Source organism: Nocardioides sp. NPDC000445, assembly GCF_040300245.1.
In the GTDB taxonomy this organism is placed as follows: domain Bacteria; phylum Actinomycetota; class Actinomycetes; order Propionibacteriales; family Nocardioidaceae; genus Nocardioides.
On the sequence record NZ_JBEPDH010000021.1, the window covers coordinates 22,974 to 37,727 of the forward strand.

Sequence of the window (14,754 nt, forward strand, 5' to 3'; positions counted from 1 at the left end):
TGTGCCGTCCTAGTTGTGAGGAATCTCTTCGATCATCGTTGCACCCAGCTCCTGAGCGAGCAGGGCCTCGGCGCCCATCGCAGCCGGCCCGTCGTAGGCCTGATCGTCGGGGTTGACCGCGGCGTCCGCCTCGGCCAGGCGAGCCACTGTGTCGTCGACCGGAGGCTCGTAGTCGGCCGCACGCGTCGGCCGGATGGCCCCCCGGGCCAGCGCGATCGCTCCTGGGTCGGCCGGCTGAGTCGCCGACGTCGCGGGCGGCTCCGGCGGGGCCGGGGGCTGGTCGGAGGGCGGCGGCTCGGCGGCCCAGTCGGGCGGTGGCGCCTGCTCGTTCCATGAGGCCTCCGGCGGCTGTTGCTGCTGGGTGGGCTCCTGGGGCTGGCTCGGCTGCGGCGTCGGCGGCGCCTGCCGCTGCGGGGACCCCTGGCCGCCGCCCGCGACGATCGCCTCGATCTTCGGCTGGATGCCGATCACGTTGACCAGCGCCTGCCCGAGGATCGGCTCGTGCCCGCCGGTCGCGAACCGGTCGCGGAGGCCCGGCGAGGCGAACCCGAGGGTGAGCACACCGTCGCGGAAGTCGACCACCTGAGCGTTCTGGCCCACCAGCGACCAGGTCGCCCGGCGCAGGCCCTTGGTCTGCGCGATCACGTCGTCCCACAGGCGGCGAACGTCGACGTTGCCCATCCCGCCCGGCGATTGAGCCGGAGGCTGTATCTGGGGCTGTGCCTGAGGCTGGGCCGGTGGTTGCGACTGAGGCTGGCTCGGCGGCTCAGGAGCGGCCGGCGCCTGCTGGGAAGGCATCTCCGCGGCCGGGGCGGGCTCGCGGGCCGGCTCGGGGGTCTGAGCGTACGCCGGGACCGGCTCGGGCTGCGGCGCCGCCGGAGCGACCGTCTCGTGCCCCGGCGCACCGACCGACGGCTTGAGCACCGGCCGGTCCTGAGCGGGGGCAGGCGCCGCCGGAGCAGCGGCCACCGTCGGCGTACCGCTGATCTCGATCCGCCTCTCCAGACGGTCCAGCCGAGCCGCAAGACCGTCGGCACCGTCGGCCGCGGGCAGCAGCACCCGGGCACAGATCAGCTCGAGCAGAAGTCGGGGGGCGGTCGCGCCGCGCATCTCGGTCAGACCGGTGGCGACCGCGTCAGCGGCTCGCGACAGATCGTGTGGTCCGAAGCGCCCGGCCTGGGCGACCAGCCGCTCGCCGCCGTCCTCGGAGACGTCGATGAGCCCGGTCGCGGGCGCGTCCGGGACCGCCTTGACGATGACGAGGTCACGCAGCCGCCGCAGCAGGTCCTCGGTGAACCGCCGCGGGTCCTGGCCGGTCTCGATGATCTTGTCGATGACACCGAAGACCGCAGCGCCGTCATGGGCGGCGAAGGCGTCGACGACCTCATCCAGCAGCGCGTCCGGGGTGTAGCCGAGAAGCCCCGCGGCAAGCTCGTACGTCACGCCCTCAGGCCCCGCGCCACCGAGCAGCTGGTCCATGACCGAGAGGCTGTCGCGCATCGACCCGGCGCCCGCGCGCGCGACCAGCGGCAGCGCGGCCGGCTCGACGTTGATGCCCTCCTTCTCGCACAGCGTCGAGATGTAGTCGGAGACCAGCTTGGGCGGGAAGAGGCGGAACGGATAGTGATGGGTGCGCGACCGGATCGTCGGGATGACCTTCTCCGGCTCGGTCGTCGCGAAGATGAACCGCAGATGCTCCGGCGGCTCCTCGACGAGCTTGAGCAGCGCGTTGAAGCCCTGCGTCGAGACCATGTGGGCCTCGTCGATGATGTAGACCTTGTAGCGGCTCTTCACCGGCGCGAAGAACGCCTTCTCCCGCAGGTCACGAGCGTCGTCGACACCACCGTGCGACGCCGCGTCGATCTCGATCACGTCGATGCTGCCAGGCCCGCCGCGCGCCAGGTCCCGGCACGACTCGCACTCCCCGCACGGATCCGCGATCGGCGCCTTCTCGCAGTTCAGCGCCCGCGCCAGGATCCGCGCCGAGGTCGTCTTGCCGCAGCCGCGTGGCCCGGAGAAGAGGTACGCATGGTTGACCCGGTTGCCCGCCAGCGCATTGCGCAGCGGGCCGGTGACGTGATCTTGGCCGATGACCTCGGCAAACGTCTCCGGCCGGTAGCGGCGGTAGAGAGCTAGCGGTGCGTCCACCCCATGAACCCTAACGATCCCCACCGACAGTCGGTAGCCGCCGGGCGCCGGCGAGCCCGTCGAACTGAGCAAAGTGGTCATCTCGCCGTCCCCTCGGCTCCGATCGTGACGCGTTCGTGACGGCATCGGCGGTTGCCACGACGCCCATGGCGCACCCTGAGGTCACCGAGCCATGTTCAGAAAGGACGTTCGATGAGCAATCCGTACGGCACTCCACCACCCTTCCCGAATCAACCCGTACCAGCCCCGCGCCAGCAGGTCCCGACCAGTCCTCGTGGTCTGGCCACCGCCTCGATCTGGCTCGCCGTAGCCCTCACTGCCGTCGTGGTCATCACGGCCGCGGTCTCGTATCCCGTGTCCATGGCAGTCAACGACACGATAACGAGCGCGACCCCGTCGACCTCGACATGGATCTGGGTCAGCACGTCCATCGCCCTGGGATTCGCGCTGATCGCGGTCCTGCTCTCGCTCTACATCGTGGGGTGCCTGTGGCTGCTGCGGAGCTATGACTTCGCGAAGGTCATCAATCCCACGTTCCACATGAGGCGCAGCCGGGCATGGGTGTGGCTTGGCTGGTGGGTGCCGATCGTGTCGCTCTGGTTCCCGCTCCAAGTCGTTGATGACGTACGCCGCGCCACCGCCAAGAACCAGCCCCACTCCTCCCTCGCCATCTGGTGGACAGCCTGGCTGGTTGCCATCTTTGCGGCAAACCTGTCGGGGAGGATCTTCAACAGCGACGACGTCCTGTCCCGTGACGCGATCATCATCGTCGCGATGATCGATGCGCTGTCCGCCGTCGCGCTCGTGATCGCCTGCGTCAACTGGATCTCGATCATCCGGGGCATCACTCGAGACCAGGAGATGGCTCGGGGCTGATCCAGGCATGAAAAGGCCCCCCACGTACCCAACAGAGCTCGCTTATCCTTGCTGCCTTCCGGCCCTGGGGAGGTTCGACAAGATGTCGCCACATGGGGGGTTGCGGAAGAGTCTAGACGAGTCCGCTCGCCGATCCCAAAGCACACCCGCTGGCCGTCCGCCGATTTCCCCGATGCTCGCGGAGCCGCGTAGGATCCCTCACGGATCTGTCGCCTAGTGGCCTATGGCGCACGGCTGGAATCCGTGTTGGGTTAACGCCCTCGGGGGTTCGAATCCCCCCAGATCCGCCAGCAGGAAACCTTGGTTGACCTGCAAGAACGCCGGACCGGAAGCGCAAGCTCCGGACCGGCGTTCTGCATTCACCGAACTGATCAGTCCAGGATCGCGTGCGCCTCGACCTCGACGAGCACGTCGGGCTCGAACAGATAGTCCACACCGATAGCGGACAGCGGCGGCAGCGGTTGCGGGATGCCGAGCTCGTCGATGACGCTCTCGAGCCCGGCGACGAAGTCGTCGTACTTGTCCGGGGTCCAGCCGGTGACGAAGAACCGGAGGCGTACGACGTCGGCGAAGGTCGCGCCGGCACCGGCCAGCCCGCGGGCGGTGTTGCGCAGGGCGTGGGCGAGCTGGCCGGCGAGGTCGCCCGGGGCGACGCCACGTCCGAGCTCGTCCCGGGCGATCTGTCCGGCGACGTGGATGTGGCGGGTGCCGGTGGCGACGGAGACGTGGTGGTAGGGCACGGGCTGGAACATGCCTTCGGGGGTGAGCAGATCGACGGACACGATGAGATTCCTTTCGAGGGTTAAGGTTTCTCATGTGTACTTGGTATCCAGAGGACACTTCAACGAGACTAGGTGTCATGCCGGATACCCCGAGCCCACTTCGCCTGACCCAGGAGCATCGCGAGCTCCTCGACCAGCTCCTCGACAAGTGGTCGCTCCAGGTGCTCGACACGCTGTGCGAGCGGCCGCGCCGCTTCAACGAGCTGCGTCAGGCGATCCCGGCGATCACCCAGAAGTCACTCACCACCGCGCTCCGCCGCCTGGAGCGCAACGGCATGGTCGAGCGCGTGGTGCTGAGCACCCGCCCGGTCGCGGTGGAATACCGCATCACCCCGCTGGGCAGCACCCTGCAGGACCTCATCGACCGGCTCTACCACTGGACGACCACGACCCTGCCCGAGGTCGAAGCAGCACGCGAGGCCTTCGACCGCTCGGTCTGAGGCGCTACATCGAGCTCTTGCGCCGCGCGAACAGCGGCCGCAGGACCAGGCCGAGACCGAGCGCACCGCCGCCGGCGATCCCCCACCAGATCGCGTTCTCGCGGACGGTCACAAGGGGATCCGCCTTCTCGCGGGCCATCGGCGCCTGATCGACCTCGGGCGGCTTGGTCGTCTCCTTGTCGAGCGGCCGGACGATGGCGTCGTACGCATTCACCACGCCGGCACCCCAGTAACGACTTCCTTGACCTTCTTGCCCGGAAGTCGTTGCGTATAGACGGTCGATGACCTGCTCGGCCGTCCAACTCTTGTTGGCAGACCAGATCAAGGCGAGTACGCCGCTGACCTCTGCCGCCGCGAACGACGTCGTGATCGTGTCGACCCAGCATGGCTTTCCGAACAGCGTCTTCGAAGGCGCGCCGAAGGTCGGGGCCGTGACGTCGGTGTTGGAGTTGGGCAGCACGGTGGATTCGGGGTCCGATGCCCATGTGCCGGACGCGCTGACGGTCACCACCGGATCAGGGGCTTTGGGAAAGATGCTCGCAGCGACGTCCGGTCCCTCTTTGCGGGTGACCTCTGACCAGTCGGAGGCCATGACGACGATCGCGCCCTTCTTCACCAAGGTGTCGACCGCCTTGTCCATGGCGGGACTCTCCTGGGCTGCGGGCAGGCCGATATCGACGATCAGACGGGTGGTGTTTCCTCTGGCCAGCTGGTTGAGCGCGGCGGTCAGCTTCGCCACCTCGACCGTCGACTTCTCCTGGCCGACCTTGAGAACTGGGTGGTCGCTGATCTGTGCCTTGGGTGCGATCTCGGAGATCAGCCCAGCAGCGACCGTCCCGCGATAGTCCTGGGCCTTGCTGGAGATGCCGGAGTCGACGACCGCGATCTTCACGCCTCCGCCCTGGTCACTGACCTGCTGCGCGTCAGCGATCCGCATGATGGCGAACGGGGCAACGGCGCTGGGCACCGGAGCGTCCTTGGCGTCCGCGGGCTGCGGCACTCCGCCACCGGTGTTCTGCGAATAGTCGCTGCACATCGGCCTCTCCTCAGCGGCGTGCGCCGGACTGGCGCCGCCCAGCACCGTCAGACCACTCGCGAGAGCGGCGACTGCGACACCTACCCGCAGCAGCCTCACTGGGCGGGCAGGCACTGGTCCTCCTGGCCCGGTTCGAAGCCGGGCGGGCACAGCGCCATCTCGGTGGAGAGTGCCGCGCCTACCGGGAGCAGTCGCAGCCACGTACCTGGAATGAGCGGTCCGGAGTCAGGGGTCAGACCGAGGCGGCCGACCGTGAGTGGGCCGTCGACCGTGTTGGCTGTCGCGCGACCATCGATGAGATAGGGCGTTGCGCTCTTCTTCTCGAGGTCTTCACCGTTGGCGGCGTAGACGAAAGCGCCCTTGCCGGGGTCGACACGCGCCTCGGTCAGGTTGTCGGCCTCCGGGGGGCTCGCCGGCCACGCGTTCTCACCTGGCTCGATGCCGAGCCGGACGGTGGTGTCGCCTCCAGTCTCGAGCCGAGCACAGGCCGCACCGGTTGCTGGGTCGAGCGTCGACCTCGGCCAGAAGGTGGACACTTCCAGACGCTCGCCGTCGATGTTCGGCTGCGAGTCCAATGCCTGCAGGTTGATCTTGTCGCCAAAGGCGATGTCGTAGACCTCGCTGGCGAAGTCCTCCAGACGAATCCAACCGCTCTCCGTCATGAGATAGTCCTTGGCCAGATAGTTGCCCTTGGTGCCGATCGGGTACTCCTCGCCCTCGACCGTTTGCCCCGCCTTGGTGTAAGCGCTCCCGAAGGAACCGCCGGTCAGGGCTCCACCCGCGGGGAAGAGGTTCACCCAGGACTGAGGCACTGTGGGAGTCGAGACCGGCCCCGTGAAGATGCGGTCGGCGTACGTCTCCGCGTCGCCCTCGACCTTGTAGCTGTACGCCTGCGTGTCGCCGTCTACGTTGGTGCTGTCCGCGATGAGGTAGGTGCCCTCAGCCGTCTGCACCATGAAACCGGCGCGATCGGCTCCCTGCACGTCAGGTTTGGCCGAGATGTTCAGGAACGTGCCTGCATCGTCAGCCGTGCAGGCTGTCCAACCGGTCTTGATGAAGTCCGCCTCGGTCGGCAGCTCCTCGGGGACGTTCGGACCGGAGATGCCGATCGTCGCCTTGGGGAACTCCTTGTCGATCTCCTCCTGGTCGATGACCTTGGACTTCTTCTCCAGGTCGAGCCCGAGGATGAGCTGGGCGCTGGCGAGGTTGACGACCGGGTGCAGTTCCTTGGCCTTGTCCGGGCCGGTGACGACGTAGCGCGCACCGCCCTTGGTGACGATCAGGCCGTCCTCGTCGGCCCAGCCGGTCGCGGCCTTGGGCGAGAGGAAGTGGGCGACGGCGCCGCCGGCGATGAGCAGCACGGCGAGCACGACGCCACCGAAGACGGAGCGGCCCGGCCGGGCCGGCTCCACCTCGCGCCCGCCGGGGGCGCCGGAGAGGAACGCGGAGACGAGCCGGCGGCGGCTGAAGGCATGGGCCTCTACGAGGTCCTTCTTGCTGGCCATCAGAAACCAGCCACCGCGGCGCTGAAGAGGCCCGAGGCGAGCACCATCAGCGGCAGCATCGCGAGCAGGCAGGCGGTCTCGGCGACATCGGCGAGGCGACCACGACGGATCGAGCCCACGTCGGGGACCAGCGTCAGGACCAGGAGTACGCCACCCGCAGCCGCCAGCACGACGGCGGTCGTCGGCCGCCAGGACTCGTGGTAGACGAGCAGCGCGGCACCGATCGCGAGCAGGCCGGCGATCCCGGAGACCAGCCCGACGAGCACCTCAGAGCCCGTCCGATACTGCCGGGTGCGCAGCATCAGCACGACGCACGCGGCGAGAGCCAGCAGCGTGCCGAAGAGGCCGAGCCGCACCACGAACGGCGAGGTCAGCACGACCAGGACGCCGACGGAGAGGGAGATCGCGACCAGGATCTCGTGGGCGACCTTGGCGTCGACCCTGACCTGGTCGGCCCGGATCTCGTCCGGGTCGAGGTTGATGTCCTCGTCGGAGTAGAGCTGGGGGACGTCGGTCTTGGTCGTGCTCAGCGCGAGCCACGGGAAGAAGCTGCCGGCCAGCACCACGACGACCAGCACGATCCCGAGCACGACACCGGCCTGCCAGCCGGTCATGCTCAGCAGCATGCCGGCCACCAGGAAGACCCCGCCGACGAGCGCACCCGGCATCGCCAGCATCCGGGCCTCGCCGAGGCCGAGGAAGCCGATCGCGGCGGCGAGCATCGCGCCCGCGCCGGCGAAGGCCAGCGGCATCCCGACGCCACCATCGAGGGAGGCCGAGCCGATCAGGAAGCCGGCGACCGCGCCGTAGACCTCACCGATCCACACCGCGGCGATCGCGGCGTCGTTCTCGGCCTCGAGCCGGGAGAGCACGATCGCACCTCCGGCGAGGACGATGCCGATCACCCCGGCCGCGACACCGGCGAGCATCGACGGCGCCTGCGTCCACAGCGCACCGGCGCCGAGGAGCAGCAGCAGCGCGGCGGCCAGCAGTGACGTACGTCGTCCTGCTTCCGGCTTCCAGGGGGCCATCTCGCTCTCGACGACGTCGGTCATCGCCTCGACCACGTCGTCGTAGACCCGCGGCGGCTTGTCGTCGATGCCGGCGCTCACGGTGAGTACGCCACCGTCCTCGACGCCTTGCGGGATCAGGCCGAGGTCACCGGCGAGCTTGCGGCCGTCGGCGAGCACGACGCGGTAGCCGGCGTACGCCGTCTGCGGGTCGAGCAACCCGACGCTTCGCGCGAGCTCCGGCACGAGCTCCGCCACGGGAACCGAGCCCGGCAGCACCAGATCCATCCGACGTGTGCCGGAGGCGACTGTGACCCGGACCAGCCCAGTGGGCGCCACCTGCGCCTGCGTCATTTCACGAACTCCTCGCGTCGTGCCTGTGCCCGAGACGAACCGACCGAATGTCCCGAGAGATAGACGTACATCGTGCCCGCTGAGTCAGACAGCGAACATCAGCGCTGACTTTGCCATAAAACCAGCGACGAGGGGACCGGTGCCCCGCACCGGTCCCCTCGTGTTGTCTGTGTGCTGAAAGCTCAGCCGCCGAAGCCGCCGGCACCGCGCATGTCAGCATCGTGCATGCGCGCCTGCGACTCGTTGACGAACTTGCTGCTGCGGTCGAGCGCGCCACCCAGCTCACGGATGGTCCCGTTCCACTTGGCCTGAGCCTGGTTGTAGGCGTTGGCCGCCTCACCGGTGAAGTTCTCCTGGAGGCCCAGGATGTACCTCTCGAGCTCATCGAGGGCGCCGTCCATCTCCTTCACGCCCTTGATCAGCACGTCCACGATCGAGCCCATGGCGCCGTGGTTAACAACAATCTCTTCGCCCATGACAGTTCCTTTTCAGTCTGTTGCGTCGATCAGAACGAGTACTTGGTGCCCTCGACCTGGCTGCTGATGGAGCTGGTCTGCCCCGCAACATCCTGGTCGGCGTCGGACCCCAGCTGGCGGGCCTTGGTGAGACCGGCGGTGAGCTGGTCGAGGGCCGTGGTGATCTCGCGGGCCTTCTCGTTGTAGGTGTTCATGAGCTGCTGGAACGCGTTGCCGCCAGCGCCCTTCCACCCGGAGGCCCCAGCAGACTGAGCCTCGGAGACCGTGCGGGAGTTGATGTTCTCCAGCTTGGCCTTCGTCTCCTCGATGAACTTGACGGCGGACTCGATCGCCTGCCCTTGCTTGATCTCACTGCTCATGGTGCTGTCCTTCCACCGGCGGAACCGGTTCCTAGGTTGATACCTGTTGGAGCCCGGCTCCCGATGGGCTCCCCCGAGGTCCGGACAATGTGTTCTTACCCCGTCTCCGGAGTTCTAAACACAAATCTCTGAACTTTTTTCGGCCCTGCTGTCTAGCCGTTGAAACCCGATTCCCACAGGTGTCTGAAGAACCCCGAGGAAACCACGAACGAAGCGATGACGGCCGCGCCGCACAGCGACTCCGCCCAGTCGGCCCGAGACGCCCACTTCGCCGAGCGCCAGCCCCGGCCGGTCGCGATCGCCGCGATGATGACGGCGAACCCGATCACCACGACTCCCAGACCGAACCAGGAGACCAACTCCGGGTCGGCCCAGCCTACGAAGGCACGGACCCCGACCGCCAGCGCAATAACCCCGGCGACCCGGAGTACGCCACGAGGCAGCCAGTAGCGATAGCTGCGCGCCGCGAGCAGGATCACGAAGGCACCGGCCAGCAGGATCAGCCAGCCACCGATCCGGTCCACGTCGTCCGTCGCGGTCGCCACCAGCGCCAGTCCGCTCACCGCGATCACGGCGAGCACCGCCCAGGAGGCCGCTACCAGGGTGCGGGCGCCGCGATCGGCCACCGCGGTGACCTCGTCGATCGGGACCGTCGCCTTGCCGGAGGTGGTCTTGGCCCGTGCCGACCAGGCGGTCACGGACAGCTTCGAGACGTCGAGGAGATAGGAGTCAGGGACGTCGACGGCGTACGACGGGACGATCCGCGCCGCCAGCGCGGCGGCCGCGAACAGGATCGACCACGGCACCTGCGGCGAGGTGCCGAGCAGGGCGCACAGCGCGGTCACCACGAAGACGACGACGCCGGTAGTCGTCCAGATCTTCAGCGCCTCGTCGACGCCGTCGACGAGCGACCGCGAGATGGTCGCGACGACCGCGGCGCTCAACCCGGCCACGCCGACCGCCATGGGCAGCGTCTCGGGCGCCGGGTCGACGGTGATGACGAAGGCGGCCCCGGCGGCGAAGGCCGGAGCGGCGATCGCTCGGCGCGCTGCGTACGGACCCGCGGGGATGATGCCGATCAAGGCGCCGAGCGCGAGCAGACCGGCGATGGCCAGTCGCTGCCAGCCGTCGGCCTGAGCACCGAACCCGGCCGCGCCGACCGCCAGGAGGGTGGCCAGACCGACCCAGTAGAACGAGAAGCTGCCTGCGCGGACCGGGGCGGCCGTCTCCACGACCTCGCGGCGCGCGTAGGCCTGAGTGGGCGGCGAGTCGGCGGCGAGCAGGGCGCCGGAGGTGATGCCGCGGGAGGCGAGCGACGCGTCCGGCTTGATCACCTCGCCACGACGATCGCGCAGCACCGGGGCCGCGGGCAGGCCGACGGCCGTCGCGTACTCTCTCGCCAGGTCCGAGGCGTGCGCATCGGAAGGAACGACGATGTCGACCACTCCGGCGGTGCCGTGGACCGTGACCGCCAGGCCGCCTGCTGCGAGCGCCGGCACTACGGCATCGGCCGTCTGAGTGGGCATGACACCTCCCGGATGCGTGATGACCCTGTGACAGAGTTCCACATCGGAAGCTCCACCGCCCGTTTTACCCGACCGGCACGGTTAAGGGTAGTAGCCGGGTAGCGGGCACTCTAAGATCCTGACCACCTGCGGCATCCGGGCCCGCGGGGCACTGAACCAGTCTCAGGGGGACACGTGACCATCGCTGCGACAGCCAGCGGTACCCGCACCGAGGAGCCGGAGGTCCCCGAAGGGGAGCTGGCTCTGAATGCTCCGCCGGCTATCGAAGAGGGCGAGGGTGTCGGGGGCATCCTGATGAACGCCATCCCCATGCTCGGTGGCCTCGGGTCGATCGTGCTCATCGCGACGATGCAGTCGGGCGCGGGCGGGTCCCCGCCGATCCAGCGCTACATCGCAGCCGGCATGTTCCTCTTCGCGACGCTCGGCTTCATCTTCGTGCAGATCGACCGGCAGCGTAAGCAGAAGCAGAAGCAGGTCGGTGGGCAGCGTACGGACTACCTGCGCTACCTGGCCGGCGTCCGGCAGTCGGCGCGCAGGGCCGGTGAGCAGCAGCGCAAGGCGCTCACCTGGCACTATCCGGCGCCGTCGTCGCTGCCCGCGATCGCCGAGGAGCGCAGCCGGCTGTGGGAGCGCTCGAACACCCACAAGCGCTATCTCGACGTCCGCTACGGCGTCGCGCACCAGCCCCTGGCCCTCACGCTGGTGCCGCCCCAGCAGACCCCGATCGACCAGGTCGACCCGGCCTCGGCGAGCGCGCTGCACCGGCTGCTGACCGTCCACCGGGTCCAGCCCGACCTGCCGGCCGCGACCAACCTGCGCGGCTTCGACAAGATGGAGATCTGCGGCAACGAGGACCAGGCCCGGGCGCTCGCCCGCGCGCTGATCTGCGGGATGACGGCCTTCCACTCACCGGAGCAGCTGGTCGTCGCCGTACTCACCTCCGAGCGCAACCTGGCCGAGTGGGACTGGGTCAAGTGGCTCCCGCACGCACAGAGCGGCCGCGAGGTCGACGCCGTGGGGCCGCGCCGCATGGTGGTCACCAACATCAACGACCTCGGCGCCCTGCTTCCGACCGAGGTCGGCGAGCGCGCCCGCTGGGGCACCGACGACCGGATCCCTTCGCCGCAGGTCGTGGTCATCGTCGACGGCGGCTCCGTCCCGCCGGGCAACCACGTGCTGCCGGACGACGGCATCCAGGGCGTCACGGTCATCGACCTGCCGACCCACTGGGACGAGCTGTTCGACTCCAGCCGGGTGCGGTTCCTGATCGACGACGAGGAGCCCGACGAGAACAACACGGTCTCCGGCTACCAGGTACGCGTACGCATGGACCCGGTCCGTCTGCGGGTGGACCAGATGAGCATGGCCGACGCCGAGGCCTACGCCCGCCGTCTGACCGCGCTCTACACGGTGTCTCCGGAGGGCTCCGACGCCGCTGCCGAGACCCCGCAGGACACCGAGATCGCGGCCCCGAAGGACTACATGGCGCTGCTCGGTCTGGGCGACGTACGCTCCTTCGACCCGGACGTCGCCTGGCGTCCCCGCGCCAACCGCGACCGGCTGCGCGTGCCGGTCGGCGTCGGCGAGGCCGGCCAGCAGATCTACATGGACATCAAGGAGTCGGCCCAGCAGGGAATGGGGCCGCACGGCCTCGTCATCGGCGCCACCGGTTCCGGTAAGTCGGAGTTCCTCCGCACCCTCGTCCTCGGTCTGGTGCTCACCCACCCGCCGGAGGTCCTCAACCTGGTGCTCGTCGACTTCAAGGGTGGTGCGACCTTCGCCGGGATGGCGGGCATGCCGCACGTCTCCGCGGTGATCACCAACCTCGAGGGCGAGCTCACGCTCGTCGACCGTATGCAGGACGCGCTCTCCGGTGAGATGACCCGCCGCCAGGAGCTCCTGCGCGAGGCCGGCAACTTCTCCTCGCTGAAGGACTACGAGAAGGCCCGTACGCAGGATCCCTCGATGGATCCGCTGCCATCGCTGTTCATCGTGGTCGACGAGTTCTCCGAGATGCTCTCGGCCAAGCCCGAGTTCATCGACCTGTTCGTCGCGATCGGTCGACTGGGCCGATCCCTCGGCATCCACCTGCTGCTCGCCTCGCAGCGTCTCGAGGAGGGCCGCCTGCGCGGTCTCGACTCCCACCTCTCCTACCGCGTCGGCCTGCGTACGTTCTCCGCGCAGGAGTCGCGGACCGTGCTCGGTGTGCCGGACGCCTACGAGCTACCGGCGGTCCCCGGTCTCGGTTACCTGAAGCCCGACCCGACCAACATGCAGCGGTTCCGGGCTGCGTACGTCTCGGGGCCGCCGGCCGCGGGGTCGCGGATCCGCCGCGACGAGGGCGGCAAGCTGCAGGGCATCTTCCCGTTCTCGATCGCCGAGGTGAAGCAGCTGGCGATGCCGGTCGAGGAGGAGGAGCGTCCGGCCACCCCGGTCGTCGGCGCGGACGGCGTCGAGAAGTCGATGCTCGACATCGCCGTCGACCGGATGACCGGCCACGGCACCCCGGCCCACCAGGTCTGGCTGCCGCCGCTCGACATCCCCGACACCCTCGACACGCTGATGCCCGACCTGACCACCTCGCCCGAGCTCGGTCTGCACTCGCCGGCCTGGAAGCGCCTCGGCGGACTGGTGGTGCCGCTCGGCATCGTCGACAAGCCGCGTGAGCAGCTGCGCGACACCCTCACGGTCGACCTGCGCGGGGCCGCCGGTCACGTCGCGGTCATCGGTGCCCCTCGCACCGGTAAGTCGACCACGCTCCGCACCATCGTCACCTCGATGTCGTTGACCATGACGCCGCAGGAGGTGCAGTTCTTCGTCCTCGACTTCGGTGGCGGCACGTTCGCACCGCTGGCCAAGCTCCCGCACGTCTCCGGTGTCGGCACCCGTTCCGAGCCCGATGTCGTACGCCGCGTCCTGGCCGAGATCTCCGGCATCATCGACCGCCGCGAGGCCTACTTCCGGGCGCAGGGCATCGACTCGATCGAGACCTACCGCACCCGCCGCGCTCGTGGCCAGGCCGACGACGGCTGGGGCGACGTCTTCCTCGTCATCGACGGGTGGGGCACGCTGCGCGCCGACTTCGACGACCTCGAGTACGCCATCCAGGAGATCGCTCCGCGTGGCCTGACCTTCGGTGTCCACATCGTCGCGTCGGCCGGTCGCTGGGCCGAGTTCCGCTCCTCGATGCGCGACGTCTTCGGCACCAAGCTCGAGCTCCGTCTGGGCGACCCGATGGACTCCGAGCTGGACCGCAAGCTCGCCGCCCTGGTGCCGACCGGTCGCCCGGGTCGAGGCATCGTGAAGGAGAAGCTCCACTTCCTCAGCGCCCTGCCCCGCATGGACGGCGACGGCTCGGCGGCGACGCTGGGCGACGGCGTCGACGACCTGATCTCCCGGATCTCCGCGGGCTGGCAGGGTCCTGCCGGCCCGAAGCTGCGGCTGCTGCCGGAGAGGATCACGATCGAACGGATCCGCGAGCAGGCCGGGGTCACCGACGAGAAGCCCGGTAAGCGACTGCTCCTGGGAATCAACGAGAAGGAGCTGGCTCCGGTCGGTCTCAACCCCGACACCGAGCCCCACCTGCTCGTCTTCGGCGACGGCCAGTCCGGCAAGTCGACGCTGCTCCGCAACATCGCCCGCGAGATCATGCGGACGCATTCGCCGAAGGAAGCCCAGATCGCGGTGGTCGACTACCGGCGCTCGATGCTCGGCGAGATCCCGGACGACTACCTGGTCAGCTACCTCACCTCGGCGACGCAGGCGACGCCGGCGCTGAGTGACCTGGCGGACTACCTGTCGAAGCGGATCCCCGGCCCCGACGTCACGCCCGAACAGCTGCGCAACCGGTCCTGGTGGACGGGTGCGGACCTGTTCCTGCTGGTCGACGACTACGACCTGGTCGCCACCCAGCAGGGCTCGCCGGTCGCTCCCCTGCAGCCGCTGATGGCCCAGGCGCGCGACGTCGGCCTGCACGTCATCATCGCCCGCCGCTCGGGTGGAGCCTCGCGGTCGCTCTACGAGTCCGTCATCCAGTCGATGCGCGATCTGGCCATGCCCGGCCTGCTGCTCTCCGGCAACCCGGACGAGGGTCCGCTCGTCGGCAACCTGAAGCCGGTCCCGACGCGACCGGGCCGAGGTCGTCTGGTCACTCGCGACCGGGGTATCGAGGTCGTCCAGCTGGCGTGGAGCGAGTCCTCGGTGTAGCTCGCCCCTCCGACCGAGACAGCGGCCCGCGACCTG

At 69.0% G+C, this 14,754-nt stretch carries 11 protein-coding genes, 1 tRNA gene and 1 other RNA gene; 4 read left to right on the forward strand and 9 right to left on the reverse strand.

Translation table 11 applies throughout. The annotated features are described in order from the left end of the window. Nucleotides 1-9: 9 nt before the first annotated feature. The gene (locus ABT304_RS24395; RefSeq protein WP_502890427.1) at nucleotides 10-2,178 is read right to left on the reverse strand and encodes a DNA polymerase III subunit gamma and tau; all 2,169 of its coding nucleotides are present in this window, start codon (nucleotides 2,176-2,178) and stop codon (nucleotides 10-12) included. A 330-nt stretch (nucleotides 2,179-2,508) separates the two neighbouring features. On the opposite strand from ABT304_RS24395, the gene ABT304_RS24400 reads away from it, so the two are divergent. Then, nucleotides 2,509-3,024, forward strand: coding sequence for a DUF4328 domain-containing protein (locus tag ABT304_RS24400; protein WP_350719177.1), 516 nt, complete (start codon nucleotides 2,509-2,511; stop codon nucleotides 3,022-3,024). 11 nt (nucleotides 3,025-3,035) lie between these two features. Here the strand turns inward: ABT304_RS24400 and ffs are convergent. After that, nucleotides 3,036-3,126: signal recognition particle sRNA small type (gene ffs, locus ABT304_RS24405), an RNA gene on the reverse strand. 100 nt (nucleotides 3,127-3,226) lie between these two features. Here ffs and ABT304_RS24410 point away from each other — a divergent pair. Further along, nucleotides 3,227-3,314 (forward strand) — tRNA-Ser (locus ABT304_RS24410). A gap of 81 nt (nucleotides 3,315-3,395) precedes the next feature. Here the strand turns inward: ABT304_RS24410 and ABT304_RS24415 are convergent. Continuing rightward, nucleotides 3,396-3,806, reverse strand: coding sequence for a RidA family protein (locus tag ABT304_RS24415; protein ID WP_350719179.1), 411 nt, complete (start codon nucleotides 3,804-3,806; stop codon nucleotides 3,396-3,398). Nucleotides 3,807-3,883: 77 nt separating this feature from the next. On the opposite strand from ABT304_RS24415, the gene ABT304_RS24420 reads away from it, so the two are divergent. Beyond that, entirely contained in the window at nucleotides 3,884-4,246 is a 363-nt protein-coding gene (locus ABT304_RS24420) for a winged helix-turn-helix transcriptional regulator (RefSeq protein WP_350719180.1), read from the forward strand. A gap of 4 nt (nucleotides 4,247-4,250) precedes the next feature. On the opposite strand, the gene ABT304_RS24425 is transcribed toward ABT304_RS24420, so the two are convergent. The 6 genes from ABT304_RS24425 to ABT304_RS24450 form a co-directional block, all read right to left on the reverse strand. Then, entirely contained in the window at nucleotides 4,251-5,282 is a 1,032-nt protein-coding gene (locus ABT304_RS24425; protein ID WP_350719182.1) for a S8 family serine peptidase, read from the reverse strand. Nucleotides 5,283-5,377: 95 nt separating this feature from the next. Next, complete coding sequence (locus tag ABT304_RS24430; RefSeq protein WP_350719184.1) at nucleotides 5,378-6,787, reverse strand: type VII secretion protein EccB; 1,410 nt, start codon at nucleotides 6,785-6,787, stop codon at nucleotides 5,378-5,380. Continuing rightward, nucleotides 6,787-8,151, reverse strand: a complete 1,365-nt coding sequence (gene eccD, locus ABT304_RS24435; RefSeq protein WP_160025796.1) for a type VII secretion integral membrane protein EccD — start codon at nucleotides 8,149-8,151, stop codon at nucleotides 6,787-6,789. Before eccD ends, ABT304_RS24430 begins: the two co-directional genes overlap by 1 nt. A gap of 182 nt (nucleotides 8,152-8,333) precedes the next feature. After that, nucleotides 8,334-8,627 carry a WXG100 family type VII secretion target gene (locus ABT304_RS24440; RefSeq protein WP_160025797.1) on the reverse strand — a complete coding sequence of 98 codons (294 nt, stop codon included), beginning with the start codon at nucleotides 8,625-8,627 and terminating at the stop codon, nucleotides 8,334-8,336. A 29-nt stretch (nucleotides 8,628-8,656) separates the two neighbouring features. Then, complete coding sequence (locus tag ABT304_RS24445) at nucleotides 8,657-8,986, reverse strand: WXG100 family type VII secretion target (protein WP_160025798.1); 330 nt, start codon at nucleotides 8,984-8,986, stop codon at nucleotides 8,657-8,659. Nucleotides 8,987-9,138: 152 nt separating this feature from the next. Further along, nucleotides 9,139-10,512: a ubiquitin family protein gene (locus ABT304_RS24450; RefSeq protein WP_350719186.1), complete on the reverse strand. Its 1,374-nt coding sequence runs from the start codon at nucleotides 10,510-10,512 to the stop codon at nucleotides 9,139-9,141. Between the two features lie 174 nt (nucleotides 10,513-10,686). Between ABT304_RS24450 and eccCa the strand changes: the two genes are divergently transcribed. Further along, entirely contained in the window at nucleotides 10,687-14,718 is a 4,032-nt protein-coding gene (eccCa, locus tag ABT304_RS24455) for a type VII secretion protein EccCa (protein ID WP_350719188.1), read from the forward strand. The last annotated feature ends 36 nt before the right edge of the window (nucleotides 14,719-14,754 follow it).